The following is a 13,758-nucleotide window of genomic DNA, read 5'->3' as shown; positions in this document are numbered from 1 at the left end:
GGGGGTGGACTCGGGCTGTCGCGGTCGATGGTCGGGTCGTCACCGCAGGTGAGATGGACCGAACGGCGGTACGGGACATCCCGTGCGTTCCACGTTCGCGTCAACTTCGGTGGCTCGTCCCGCCCGTTCGTGGCTACCGAGGTTCTGGTCCACTCCGCGTCGCTCTACGATCGCGCCCATGGCCGAGTACATCTACACCATGAAAAAGGCGCGCAAGACGCATGGGGACAAGGTCATCCTCGATGACGTCACCACCGCGTTCTACCCAGGCGCCAAGATCGGTGTCGTCGGCCCGAACGGCGCGGGCAAGTCGAGTGTCCTCAAGATCATGGCCGGCCTTGACCAGCCGAGCAACGGCGAGGCGTTCCTCAGCCCCGGCTACACCGTGGGCATCCTTCTGCAGGAGCCGCCGCTGAATGAGGAGAAGACCGTCCTCGGCAACGTCGAGGAGGGGGTCGGCGACATCATGGTGAAGCTGCACCGCTTCAACGAGATCGCCGAGCTCATGGCCACGGACTACTCCGATGAGCTCATGGACGAGATGGGCAAGCTCCAGGAGGAGCTCGACCACGCCAACGCGTGGGACCTCGACTCGCAGCTCGAACAGGCCATGGATGCCCTGCGGTGCCCGCCGCCCGACGCGGACGTGACGCTGTTGTCCGGTGGTGAGCGCCGCCGGGTCGCGCTCTGCAAGCTCCTGTTGAGCAAGCCGGACCTGCTGCTCCTCGACGAGCCCACCAACCACCTGGACGCGGAGAGCGTGCTCTGGCTCGAGCAGCACCTAGCCCAGTACGCCGGCGCCGTCCTGGCGGTCACCCACGACCGCTACTTCCTTGACAACGTGGCCGAATGGATCATGGAAGTGGACCGTGGCCGGGTGATCGGCTACGAGGGCAACTACTCCACCTACCTCGAGAAGAAGGCCGAGCGCCTCGCCGTCCAGGGCAAGAAGGACGTCAAGCTGCAGAAGCGCCTGAAGGACGAGTTGGAGTGGGTCCGCTCCGGGGCCAAGGCCCGTCAGGCCAAGTCGAAGGCCCGTCTCCAGCGTTATGAGGAGATGGCCGCGGAGGCCGAGAAGAACCGCAAGCTCGACTTCGAGGAGATCCAGATCCCGCCCGGCCCGCGTCTGGGCAGCGTTGTCGTCGAGGTCAGCAACCTGCGCAAGGGGTTCGGCGACCGCGTCCTGATCGACGGCTTGTCCTTCGACCTGCCGCGCAACGGCATCGTCGGCGTGATCGGGCCCAACGGCGTCGGCAAGACCACCCTGTTCAAGACCATCGTCGGCCTGGAGCAGCCGGACGCGGGCACCGTCAAGATCGGCGAGACGGTCAAGCTGTCCTACGTCGACCAGAACCGTGGCGGCATCGACCCGAAGAAGAACGTCTGGGAAGTTGTGTCGGACGGCCTCGACCACATCCAGGTCGGTCAGACGGAGATGCCCTCGCGGGCCTACGTCAGCGCCTTCGGCTTCAAGGGAGCCGACCAACAGAAGCCGGCCGGTGTGCTGTCCGGTGGCGAGCGCAACCGCCTCAACCTCGCCTTGACCCTCAAGCAGGGCGGCAACCTGATCCTGCTCGACGAGCCGACGAACGACCTTGACGTCGAGACCCTGGGCTCGCTGGAGAACGCACTCGAGCAGTTCCCGGGGTGCGCCGTGGTCATCTCCCACGATCGGTGGTTCCTTGACCGGGTCGCGACGCACATCCTGGCGTGGGAGGGAACCGACGAGCAACCGGCGAAGTGGTTCTGGTTCGAGGGCAACTTCGAAGGGTACGAGAAGAACAAGGTGGACCGGCTGGGCGTTGACGCGGCCCGTCCGCATCGGGTGACCCACCGGAAGCTGACACGGGACTGAGGACGGCAATCGATCGTGGCCGGCAGTGACGAGGCGCAGACGGATGCGGAGGTCGGCACGCTCAGCGTGCCGGCCTGGCTGATGCGTTGGCGGGCTCCGGAGCTGAGCCTGGTGCTCAGCGAGCGGGCGTCCGCACTCGCCACAGGCCGTCGAGACGAGCTGGAGAGGTTGAGGGCGGACACGCTCACGGTGTTCGCCCTCAACCGGCTCGACAGGGGCGTTCAAGCCGTCGAGCGGGCGGTCACCGCGCTCAAAACCGCCGAAGCGGGCAACCACGCCGAGCTTGCTTGGCGCCTGCGCGTCGAGCTGGCGGCTTGTGCGCGTGCCGCCGGTGTCCCGCTCACGGGGTTTGGCGTGCTCAAGCCGGTCCTGCGTGCCGAGGACGTGCCGACGGAGGTACGTGCTTCCGCCCTTGTCGCGCTGACGGACTGCCTGGTGCTGATCGGTCGAAGCGAGGAGCTCACCGACGCGCTGGATCAAGCCGATCAGCTCTACGGCGAGGACGCCACCCTCGATGCCGACGCGAAGTTGTTGTCTCGAGCGTTGCTGCGTGCCTCTGCAGCGCGGCAACACCGTCGGTGGGGAGACCTGAAGGCGGCGGTCGGATCGGCCCGTGACGGCCTCGCGTTGCTCGCAGAGTTGAGCGACGCGGCGGCCGATTCGGGTTATGTCGCCAGCCGATTGGTGTTGGAGCTCGTATGCGCATTGATGGACTCCGAGCAGTTGGCGGATGCGGTGACAGCAGCGCAGGAGCTGCTCGAACAGCCCGTGCGCGCGCCATCGGCAGCCGCAGTGGGCTGGCTGAAGTTGGCGTTGGCGACGAGGGTCCACCTGCCGGCTGGCCGCACCAGCATCGCGAACGACTTGCTTCTCGACGTTGCCGACAGCGCGGGGAGGCACCAGCTAGATCCGTTGCTGTCGGAGAGCATGCTTGCGTTGTCCCATCTGCACGAGATGGCAGGCCAACTCACTGATGCGTTGAGTTGCCTGCGTAGTGCCCACACCGCGGAGCGGCGCCGGACTGCCGCGCTGTATACCGTGCGGGCGAAGCTCGCTGAGGAGTTCGCGGCCGCGCATCGGGAGAGCGCGGGCCTCAAGGAGCAGCTGGCCGGCCTGATCAAGCCGCCGGCAACCAGCTCGCGTCCTCCGCTGGAGACCGATTCGGCCACTGGTTTGTTGAACCGCAACGGGTTCCGTCGGCAGATCGACGTCGTTGTCAATGGTGGCCACATCGACCACGCGCTGAGCTTGGTGTTGTTGGATGTCGACGTCGCGCGGGTGAACGGCTCCGGTGCACCCGAGGTGGACGACCAGATCATGCGCAAGATCGCTGATCGGGTGCGGGACACAGCTCCAGACAAAGCGGCGGTCGGGAGGACCGCCGGCGGCGAGCTGGCAGTGCTGCTTCCGCACACTACGCGCCACCAGGCTCAGCAATGGGCTGAGGAACTCAGGTCCGAGGTGTCGCCGCGTCTACCCATCACGATGACCAGCGGCGTTGCCGAATACCGTCCCGGGAGCGGTGGCGAGGCGTTGCTGAGCGACGCGGACCATGCGCTATCGCAGGCGAGGAGTAGCAACAGCGCCCACCAGGTCGTCGACCTGGATGCCCGCGGGACTGCGCCGGCTGCGGAGACTTCGGTCGAGCTGGTTGATCCCGCGCCTCAATCAACGCCACCGCCGGCCGGCGAGTTGCCTCGCCGTCGTACGAGGCGAGCGGATGAGCAGGCAGCGGGATTGTCGACAGCCTGGGCACAAGCGGCTGATCGATGGCGTATGGGCAACGCCGGAACGCCTACTACGCCGGTAGACGTCGTGCATGCCGCGAACATGTTCTCGGACGGGACCGAAGTGTCGGCCCGTGAGCGCCCACAGGCGCCGGGTGCGCTGGCGGCGTTCTTCCGGGCCACTACCGATTCGGACTCGACTAGTGCTGAGCCGCCCCGGGCGGAGTCCAGTGGCGGCCGACGTCGCGCTGAGAACCGTGAAACTGGGGCTGAGGCGGGAGCACAGTCACGGCACGCCAATGACGACTCGAACCGCCCAGGTCTTGCCTCGTTGGTCGAGTTGCTGGCCGCAGCTGGTACTGGCGGGCGGCGGCGGGCACCGGAGCCGTCCGAAGGCGAGGCGCCGGCCGAGCCGGCGCCGGCCGTCAAGCCGGCGGCTGACCAGCCGACGAGCGGCAGGCGTCGCCGCGCCGAGTCGTTTGAACGCAGCGAAATTGCCGACGAACTCCGTGCCGATTCCGGGCGGTGGCGGCTTGAGCCGCCGTCGAGCCGGGTCACCGCTGAGCCGCCTGCCGTCGAGCCTGTGACCGCCCGCCCACCTTCGCCGTCGCCCGCGCCATCCACGCGGACAGATGACCTGGCCGCTTCGCTCGGGACGCCAGGGCGGCCGCCGGTTCTTGGGGCCAAGGCGGCTGAGCTCGGCGGTGATGCGGACTCTGAGACAGTGCCGTTTGCCACTCACGCCGGTCTGCCGCAGGAGGTCGTGGGACGGGACAGCGTCGTCAAACGCGAACCCGAGCCTGTCGCTGAGCGGGATGCTGCCGCAGCGGCCGCCGACCTCGACGCGGGTTCGAGGACGGCCGATCGGTCAGCCGACGAGCGTGTCAGCAGCACTGGTGGTCGACGGCCGCGTTCGGAATTGGCGGACCTGCTGGCCGAGGCGCTGGTGGCGTTCGAGTCGACCGAGCACGCTGTTCACGCGCACTTCGACGATGCGCCGTCGGAGTCGCGGCCCTCGCCGGAACCGATGCCGACCGTCGACCGGTACGACTGGCAACCGGAGCCGACGGGGTCGCGGCACCGGCAGCCCGAACCGGATGACCGGATCGAGGTGCCGAGCACTTCGTCCGAACCGCCGATGTTGTCCGACTGGGTGCTTTCGGGCAAGGAGAGCCGGCCTCCGCGGGCTGACACCTCAGGGCTCGGCGATTGGGAGCCGACGTCGTTCCGGGAAGACCGGCCGGTCGTCGACCGTGAGCCGCGACCGGCCGAGCCGGAGCGGAACTGGTCGGACTGGACGTGGACACCACCGGAACGCTGACCAGGCGAAAGCCAACTCGTCAGTAACCTCCGAACGCCCGTTGGTGGCTCCCGTCACAAGGTTCGATTCAGCTGCAACCCCTAGGCGTTTGCGGACGAAGGCCCATCTAGGGTGGACGGTGGTCCCGGCGCACCGAGGCGCCGGATAGCGTGGAGCCGCCTGAAAATGACCTCGACTGGAGCCCCGTCCCGCCCTGCGACCGCCGACACCGGCGTGAGCCGCGAAGACCGGCTGGACAGTCCCGAACAGGTACGCGACGAACTGATCGGCGGCGCGGTCGCCGCCGCTCCGGAACTCGCAGAACTGATCCGCCTCTACTACCGCTACGTGCCCGCCGAGGAAGTCATCGACGACGACCCGAGCGACCTGGTCGGCGCGGTCCGGTCCACCTACCAGCTGGCGGACAACCGTGTCCCTGGCCGGCCGGTGGTCCGCATCCTCAACCCGACCCGGTCCCAGGACGGGTGGACGTGTCCGGTGACGGTCGTGCAGATCGTCACCGACGACATGCCCTACCTGGTCGACTCGATCTCTTCGGCGCTCATCCGCAGCGGGATCCAGGTGCACCGCGTCGTGCACCCGATCGTGGTGGTGCGCCGGGACGTGACGGGCGAGCTCCGCGAGGTGCTGCCGGAGGCGGACCCCGGGGATCCACCGGCGGACACCCTCGCCGAGTCGTGGATGCACATCGAGGTCGACCTCATCACGGACGCGGAGCGGAGCCGTGAGCTGGAGAACCGGCTCATCACGGTGGTTAACGACGTCCGCGAGGTGGTCGAGGACACCGACAAGATGGCGGGCACGGCCCGTCAACTCGCGGATCAGCTTGAGCAGGCGCCCCCGCCGCTCGACGAAGAGCAGGTCGCGGACGGCACCAGCCTGCTGCGGTGGCTGGCGCAAGGTCATTTCACCTTCATCGGCTACCGCCAGTACGAGCTGGTCGAAGACCCGGCCGGTGGCGATGAGCCGGCGCTGCGCGCGGTTCTGGCCTCCGGCTTGGGGGTGCTGCGCCAGGACAGTCTGGCGGCGCGGAGCTTGACCGCGGGCCCGGACACGGCGGCTCAGGCGTTGGCGCCGGAGTTGTTGGTGCTCACGCAGGCGAGTGCGCCGTCCGCGGTGCACCGGTCGATGTACCCGTACTACGTGGGCGTGAAGACGTTCGACGCCGAGGGCAAGGTCAGCGGCGAACACCGATTCCTCGGCGTGTTCACGACCTCGGCCCTGCACGAGGACGTGCTGGACATCCCGGTGATCAGCCGCCGGGTCCGCAGCGTCATCCACCGGGCGGGCTTCCCGCTGGAGTCGTACTCCGGCCAGAAGATGCTCGAGGTCATCCAGAACTATCCGCGAAGCGAGCTGTTCTCGACCGACGCGGACACGTTGTACGACATCGCCACGGGCGTGCTGGCCCTGGCGGAGCGCCGTCGGCTGCGGCTGTTCCTGCGCCGCGACCCATACGGCCGGTTCTACTCCTGCTTGGTCTACCTGCCACGCGACCGGTACACGACGACGTCGCGGTTGGCGATGCAGGAAGTCCTGCTGGCCGAACTCCAAGGCAAGAACCTGGAGTACAGCGCGCTGATCGGCGAGAGCCCGCTGGCCCGCGTGCATTTCATGGTGCACACCGAGCCGAGCGAGGTGGCAGAGCCGAACGCTGCTCACATTCAGTCGCTGCTGGGTGAGGCCACCCGCAACTGGGACGACCGGATGGCCGACGCGATCCTGTCCGAGCACAGCGAGCCCGAGCAGGCCTCGGAACAGGCGAACCAGCTGGGCGCCGAGTCGGCGACCGAGCAGGGCCAGCGCTTCGCGATGGCTTTCCCAGAAAGCTACAAGGAAGACTTCACGGCCACCGAGGGTCTCGCTGACCTGCGGCGGATTCAGCGGCTGTCCGAGGGCGACCTCGACATGTCGTTCTACCTGCCGGCGGACGCGGAGCCGGGCGAGCGACGGTTCAAGCTGTACCTGGCCGGCGCCCGCGTGACGCTGTCCCAGGTGCTGCCGGTGCTGCAACGCATGGGTGTCGAGGTCGTCGACGAGCGCCCGTACGAGATCCAGCGCGAGGACGGCACCCAATGCTGGATCTTCGACTTCGGCTTGCGCATGGAGCCGGCGGTGCTGGAGCGGCTCGCCACCCAGGACCTGGACGTGGTTCGGGTCCTGTTCCAGGACGCGTTCGCGGCGGCCTGGCGTGACGAGGCAGAGGTCGACAGCTTCAACGCCCTCGTGCTGCGTGCCGGGCTCGGCTGGCGGCAGGCTTCGGTGCTCCGGGCGTACGCGAAGTACCTGCGCCAGGTGGGCATCCCGTACAGCCAGGACTACATCGAGGACGCGGTCCTGCGCTACACCAACGTCGCCGAGGCGTTGGTGCGGCTGTTCGAGTCGCGATTCGACCCGGCGCTGTCCGATGAGACCCGCGCCGGTGTGGTCACGACGTTGACCGCCGAGATCACCGAGTTGATCGACGAGGTGACCAGCCTCGACGCGGACCGGATCCTCCGCCAGCTGCTGTCGCTGATCAACGCGACGTTGCGCACCAACTACTTCGTGCGCGACGCCAACGGCGATGTGCGGCCGTACCTGGCGTTCAAGCTGAACTCGCGGTCCCTGCCGGAGCTGCCGGATCCGAAGCCGCGATTCGAGATCTTCGTGTACTCGCCCCGATTCGAGGGTGTCCACCTGCGGTTCGGGCCGGTGGCCCGAGGCGGCCTGCGCTGGTCCGACCGGCGCGAGGACTTCCGCACCGAGATCCTGGGCCTGGTGAAGGCGCAGGCGGTGAAGAACGCCGTCATCGTGCCGGTCGGCGCCAAGGGCGGGTTCGTGCTGAAGCGGCCGCCGGCGCCGAAGGGTGACCCGGGCCTGGACCGCGAGGCGTTCCTGACCGAGGGCGTCACCTGCTACCGCATGTTCATCTCCGGCCTGCTGGATCTGACCGACAACCTCGACGCGGGCCAGGTCGTTCCCGCCCCTCAGGTCGTCCGCTACGACGATGACGACACGTACCTGGTCGTCGCCGCCGACAAGGGCACGGCGACGTTCTCGGACATCGCCAACGAGGTGGCCGGCAAGTACGGCTTCTGGCTCGGCGACGCGTTCGCCTCCGGTGGTTCGGTCGGCTACGACCACAAGCAGATGGGCATCACCGCCAAGGGCGCGTGGGAGAGCGTCAAGCGGGCGTTCCGAGAGCTGGGCGTCGACACCCAGACGCAGGAGTTCACGGTCGTCGGTGTCGGCGACATGTCCGGCGACGTGTTCGGTAACGGAATGCTGTTGTCCGAGCACATCAGGCTCGTCGCCGCGTTCGACCACCGGCACGTGTTCCTCGACCCGATGCCGGCGGCCGCGTCGTCGTTCGCCGAACGGAAGCGGCTGTTCGAGCTGCCGCGCTCGTCGTGGGACGACTACGACCGCAGCCTGATCAGCGAGGGCGGCGGCGTGTGGCCGCGAACGGCGAAGTCGATCCCGCTGAGCCCGCAGGTCAAGGCGGCGTTGGGCATCGATGACAGCGTCGAGCACCTGGCGCCGACCGACCTGATCAAGGCGATCCTGCTGGCGCCGGTCGACCTGCTGTGGAACGGCGGCATCGGCACCTACGTGAAGTCGGTCGCCGAATCGCACGCCGAGGTCGGCGACAAGGCGAACGACGCGGTCCGGGTCGACGGCGCCGACCTGCGAGTCAAGGTCGTCGGCGAGGGCGGCAACCTCGGGTTGACGCAACGCGGCCGGATCGAGTTCGCCCGGGCCGGCGGTCGGGTCAACACCGACGCGCTGGACAACTCGGCCGGCGTCGACTGCTCCGACCACGAGGTCAACATCAAGATCCTGCTGGACCACCTCGTCACCGAGGGCCGGCTGGAGCGTGAGCAGCGCAATGAGCTGCTCGCGGAGATGACCGACGAGGTCGGCGCGCTGGTGCTCCGCGACAACTACTGGCAGAACGCCGTGCTGGGCGTCAGCCGAGCGCATGCGGCGCCGATGCTGTCGGTGCACGCGCGGCTGGTGGACGACCTGGAGGCCAACCACGGTCTGGACCGCCGCCTCGAGGCTCTGCCGTCGAGCGCCCAGTTCAAGGCGCTGGAGAAGGCGGGTGACGGGCTGACCTCGCCGGAGCTGGCAACGCTGCTGGCGCACGTCAAGCTGGCGATCAAGGACGAGGTGCTGGCCACCAACCTGCCCGAGTCGGACGTGTTCGTCCGTCGCCTCCCGGAGTACTTCCCGAGCAAGCTGCGGGAGCAGTTCGGCAACGCGATCGGCTCGCACCCGCTGCGCAAGCAGATCACCACGACTCTGCTGGTCAACGAGGTCGTCGACGGCGGCGGCATCTCGTACGCGTTCCGGCTGGCCGAGGAGGTCGGCGCGAGCGCGACCGACGCGGTCCGCGCCTACGCGGTGGTGACGAACGTGTTCGGCCTGCCGCAGATCTGGCGCGAGATCGACGCGCTGGACAACAAGGTGTCCACCGATCTTCAGAACGCGTTGATGCTGGAGACTCGCCGGCTGCTCGACCGCGCGTCCCGGTGGCTGCTGTCCAATCGGCCGCAGCCGCTTGCCGTGGGCGCCGAGATCAACCGCTTCTCGACGATGGTCGGTGAGCTGGCGCCCCAGGCACTCATGTTGCTGCGTGGCCGTGAACGGGAGATCGTCGCTGACCACGCCGAGCAGCTGATCGATCAGGGCGCGCCGAAGGACTTGGCCGAGCGGGTCGCCTCGCTGCTCTACACCTACGGCCTCCTGGACATCAGCGAGGTTGCGGAGCTGGCCGAGCGTGAGGGCCTGGGGGTCGAGCGCACCCATCAGGAGACGGCGGAGCTCTACTACGCGCTGTCCGAGCACCTCAACATCGACCAGATGCTCAGCTCGGTCAGCGCCCTGGAGCGCGGCAACCGCTGGCACGCGCTGGCCCGGCTGGCGCTGCGGGACGACCTGTACTCGTCGCTGCGGACGATCACACTCGACGTGCTCCGACACAGCGACCCGGGCGAGAGCCCGGAAGTCAAGATCGCCAACTGGGAGCAGTCCAACGCGTCGCGGCTGGGCCGCGCGCGGGCGGCGTTGCAGGAGATCAGCCGGGTCGGCCGGCTCGATCTGGCGACGCTGTCGGTGGCGGCTCGGCAGGTGCGCAGCATGGTTCGCTGACATCGGCGGAGGACGGAGGCCCCGCCGGCGTGTGTCGCCGGCGGGGCCTCCGTCTTGCTCGGGGCCGCTGTCCGTGAAAGGGCACGGGAGCTGGCTGAGTAGGATCGAACGCTGAATCTGGGCATTGGCCAGGGAGGCGTTGTCGTTGGGTGTCTTCGTCGCGCAGGTGCGACCGCGGTGGTCTGACATGGATGCCTACGGGCACGTCAACCACGCGAACACGGTCACCCTTCTGGAAGAGGCGCGCGTCGCGCTCGTGTTCACCGAAGCGGCCCGGCAGGGCCTGATGGACATGTCCCGAGGCATGGTCGTGGTGAAGCTGGCCGTGGATTACCGGGTTCCGTTGGTTTTCGACGGCGGAGCGGTCGACATCGAGATGTCCGTGCGCGATCTCAGGGCATCGTCGTTCGTGCTGGACTATTCGGTGCGGGCGGGTGGCAACGGTTCGTCGACGGTCGCCGTGACGGCCGAGACGTTGATCTGCGCCTACGACGTCGAGGAGACGCGGCCGCGACGGCTGACCGACGCGGAGCGGGACTTTCTCGCGAGCTGGCACTCCGGGGGCGCACGTGGCTGAGCTGGTATTCGCCGATCCTTCCGAACGCGACGACCTCGGGGCATTCGTGGCCAGGGCCGTGCGGCTGGACCAGCAGGGGATCGTGCGGCTGCGAAACCGCGGTGACGACCGGGTCGAGGCCTGGGCCGCGACGCCGTTCGACGTTCTGGCCACCAGGACCGTCGCCGGCACGGTGACGCCCGCCGACGTCGCGGTCGCCGGCAGCGAATTGCTGTCCGGCCTGGCGATCCTGCGCGGCGACCGGGTGGATCCGGGTGTGTCGAAGGATCTGATGTGGCGTAGTGCGCTGCCGCCGGCGGAGGGCTGGAAGCAGGTCGACAACCTGCCCGTGACCGTCATGTCGGAGTTGGCCGACCAGGGAGTGGCGGTCGCGAAGGAGAACGCCGGCCCACACGGGACACCGCCCGCGTCGCTGCTGGACCAGACGGTGCTGACGGTCAGCGGCAGCGGGTTTGACGTCAAGATCCCGCTGCGCTGCCTGTTCGCGCTTTCCGGAATGGGCTTCCTGGGGGCTGGCGGCGAGGGTGGCAGTGTGCGTGTCACGGCCACCGACGCGTGGTTGCGCATCGACGCCCGCTTCGGCGCGGTGGTCCGTCGCCGCCACGCGTTGCTGCCGCTGCTGGTCTGACGAAATCCAGAACTCCGACGAAATCGAGCTGTGCGATCAGGCTCGGTTGCGCGATCAGGCTGAGCTGAGTGGCGAGATCGAGCTTTGCGACGAAGCCGAGGAGTCCGACGAGGTCGAGGAGTCCGGCGAAGTCGAGCTTTTCGGCGCAATCGTGTCGGTCGTCGACCAGCGGTAGCCGGGCGTGATCTAGCTGCCTGACGAAGCCGAGCTGGGCGTCAACGCGGAGCTGGCCGTCGGGGTTGAGGTCGGCGGTGAGAGGCGAGCCGGCCGGCGGAGACGACAGTGTCGGTGAAGGCGAGTTCGTCGGCCGAGTCGACGTGTTCGGCGGAGATTGGCTCGTCGGCGATCGTGCCGGCCGACGAAGTTGAGCCGGCCGACGAAGTTGTGAGCGTCGGGCGAAGTCGTGTGGGCGGGCGAAGTTCTGCGGGGTTGGCGATCTGGTCGTGAGGGACGTCGTGGTCGTGGTCGGCGAAGTTGGGCGCGTTGGCGCTGGGGAGTGCGTAGCGGCCGACTTCGCCGGCGGCGTCGGGGCGGTCGGCGAGGTCGGCGAGGTCGACGCGCGCCTCAGCGGAGCATGAACTCGTGGACGGAGAGGGCGCGATTGACGATGCGGACGTCGCCGATCCAACCGTAGAAGCCCTGGTCGACGGTGCGGTCGTAGTCGTAGGCACCGAGCAGCCAGTTGCCGGTGCCGGCGATGCCGGCGGCGGGTGTCTTGGGGTTCCTCAATACTTGACAACCATTGACGAACATTGAGTTGTGTTGACCATTGTTGACGAGGGCGACGTGCCACCACTGGTCGAGGGGCAGTTCGTGGCCCCAGCAGGTGGAGATGCCGTTCTGATTGAGGGGGAAGACGGCCCACTGGAACTGGGCGCCGTCGGACAGGGCCAGGGTGGCGGCGGGCTCGAGCGGATCGTCGCCGGTCTTGCCGGCGTCGCCGCCGCGGCAGAGTCGGGAGAAGATGCCGCACCAGGAGTGCAGGCCGTTCTTGAAGTCGCCGGGCACCTTGACGAACGCCTCGATCGTGTAGCCGTGCTGGAAGTTGGCGGAGTTGAGGGGCGCGTTGTCGACGGTCCGCAAGTACGCGCCGTGCCCAGGGTTCTTGCCGCCGTCGAATCGGAGGCTGCCGTGAGCGGGTGCGCCGGGGTGGAAGTCGGCAGACCAGGTCAACGCCGACGGAGCGCTGCCGGGCATGGTGACCCGGGCGAGGTCGTTGCCATGACCTGAAAGGTCGCGCTGCACCAGACCGTCGGCGAAGGGCGTGCCGGCGACGGGCCCGTTGTCGAACCGCCAGTAGGCGAGCGTGCCGGGGATCAGCACGTCCCTGGCCGGCCGGGACGCGGGCGGCGGCACCGGGTCGAAGCCGCTGAACCGGTCGGTGAAGTCGATGTCGAGGGTGAATCGGTTCACCGGGCCGGTCAGCTCGATCTCCCGCCGGTCGAGTTCGTTGAGCCGGGAGGAGTTCTGGGCGAGCAGCCAGGGCGAGATGGTGGACACGTCGATGGCGTTGCGGGCCAGGTCGAAGCGGTAGAGGCGGATCATGGCGCTGCCGCCGTAATAGTGGTCCTGGTAGTTGGTGATGTGCACGTGCACGTCGTGGCCGGCCTTGTTGCGGAGCACAGCCCGCCCCGGCGGCCAGAAGTGGCCGTTGAGGGTGAGGAAGATCTGGTCGTCGTCGTTGATGAGCTGGTCCCACAGCTGCTGCCCATAGTCGGACAGTGCGGCCTGGCCGGAGTCGTCGGCGTAGGCGAGTTCGTGGGTGGTGAGGATGACCGGCGTTTTCGCGTGCTGCCGGATCACCGACCGCGCCCAGTCGAAGCCGGCTGGCGAGAGCCGCCAGTCCAGGGCGAGGACCAGCCAGTCGCGGCCGCCGGCGCGGAAGACGTGGTAGCTGTTGTAGCCGTCCTTCGACGAACCTCGGTATGTCGGCGAACCGTGGAATCGCTGCGGACCGAAGGCGGACAGCCACGGGGAGCCGCCGCGTTGGTCGTCGGTCGAGGAGTTCACGTCGTGGTTGCCGGCCAGCACGCTGTAGCCGACCCGGTTGCGGTCCAGCGCCTGGAACGAGTGGCCGATCTGGGCGATCTCGCCGACTTCGCCGTGCTCGGTGAGATCGCCGAGATGCGACAGGAAGACAACGTTGTCATCGCCGCCGTCGAGCAGGTAGCGCAGGGAGGCGTCCAGTGGGGCGGCGTCGCCGCGGTCCTCGTCGAACAGGTACTGGGTGTCCGGCATGACCACGAGCGTGAAGCGGGGGTCGTTCGGATCGGGGCGCCAGCCGGACGCCGACGACGGTGCGGCGGCCGAGGCCGCCGCACCGAGCGTGCTGCTCGCCGCCACGCCCGCACCGATGAGCCCGGCGCCGCGCAGGAAGCTGCGGCGACTTGAGTCAGTCATGGCGGGCAAGCTAGCCGCCACACGTCAACGTGGGCGGAACTGCCAGTGAACGGTGTCGGATCAGGTCGGACGTGTGGCCGAACGGACCGACTGTCTGGTTCGGACGAGCCAGGC

7 protein-coding genes are annotated in these 13,758 nt (G+C 68.3%); 6 read left to right on the top strand and 1 reads right to left on the bottom strand.

All coding sequences use genetic code 11. The features are described 5' to 3' along the window. The first annotated feature begins 178 nt into the window (after positions 1 to 178). The 6 genes from ettA (at position 179) to ACIG5F_RS03955 (ending at position 11,419) form a co-directional block, all read left to right on the top strand. Positions 179 to 1,855, top strand: a complete 1,677-nt coding sequence (gene ettA, locus ACIG5F_RS03980; RefSeq protein ID WP_396515880.1) for an energy-dependent translational throttle protein EttA — start codon at positions 179 to 181, stop codon at positions 1,853 to 1,855. Positions 1,856 to 1,870: 15 nt separating this feature from the next. Continuing rightward, a complete protein-coding gene (locus ACIG5F_RS03975; RefSeq protein ID WP_396515879.1) occupies positions 1,871 to 4,903 on the top strand; it encodes a diguanylate cyclase domain-containing protein in 3,033 nt (1,010 codons plus the stop codon). A 165-nt stretch (positions 4,904 to 5,068) separates the two neighbouring features. Next, the gene (locus ACIG5F_RS03970) at positions 5,069 to 10,039 is read left to right on the top strand and encodes an NAD-glutamate dehydrogenase (RefSeq protein ID WP_396515878.1); all 4,971 of its coding nucleotides are present in this window, start codon (positions 5,069 to 5,071) and stop codon (positions 10,037 to 10,039) included. Between the two features lie 145 nt (positions 10,040 to 10,184). Next, complete coding sequence (locus ACIG5F_RS03965; RefSeq protein WP_396515877.1) at positions 10,185 to 10,616, top strand: acyl-CoA thioesterase; 432 nt, start codon at positions 10,185 to 10,187, stop codon at positions 10,614 to 10,616. Then, entirely contained in the window at positions 10,609 to 11,244 is a 636-nt protein-coding gene (locus ACIG5F_RS03960; RefSeq protein WP_396515876.1) for a hypothetical protein, read from the top strand. The genes ACIG5F_RS03965 and ACIG5F_RS03960 overlap by 8 nt, the downstream gene beginning before the upstream one ends. Before the next feature lie 46 nt (positions 11,245 to 11,290). Then, positions 11,291 to 11,419: a hypothetical protein gene (locus tag ACIG5F_RS03955; protein WP_396515875.1), complete on the top strand. Its 129-nt coding sequence runs from the start codon at positions 11,291 to 11,293 to the stop codon at positions 11,417 to 11,419. Between the two features lie 389 nt (positions 11,420 to 11,808). Here ACIG5F_RS03955 and ACIG5F_RS03950 read toward each other — a convergent pair whose 3' ends face one another. Further along, positions 11,809 to 13,644: a LamG-like jellyroll fold domain-containing protein gene (locus tag ACIG5F_RS03950; RefSeq protein WP_396515874.1), complete on the bottom strand. Its 1,836-nt coding sequence runs from the start codon at positions 13,642 to 13,644 to the stop codon at positions 11,809 to 11,811. Between the last annotated feature and the right edge of the window lie 114 nt (positions 13,645 to 13,758).

Origin of the sequence: Kutzneria sp. NPDC052558 (genome assembly GCF_044547355.1) — a bacterium.
In the GTDB taxonomy this organism is placed as follows: Bacteria; Actinomycetota; Actinomycetes; order Mycobacteriales; family Pseudonocardiaceae; genus Kutzneria.
This window is presented reverse-complemented; position numbering and strand designations above follow the sequence as displayed.

Coding starts and splice junctions, on each gene's coding strand:
- ettA (WP_396515880.1), top strand. CDS start 179: ATGGCCGAGTACATCTACACCATGAAAAAGGCGCGCAAGACGCATGGG.
- ACIG5F_RS03970 (WP_396515878.1), top strand. CDS start 5,069: ATGACCTCGACTGGAGCCCCGTCCCGCCCTGCGACCGCCGACACCGGC.
- ACIG5F_RS03950 (WP_396515874.1), bottom strand. CDS start 13,644: ATGACTGACTCAAGTCGCCGCAGCTTCCTGCGCGGCGCCGGGCTCATC.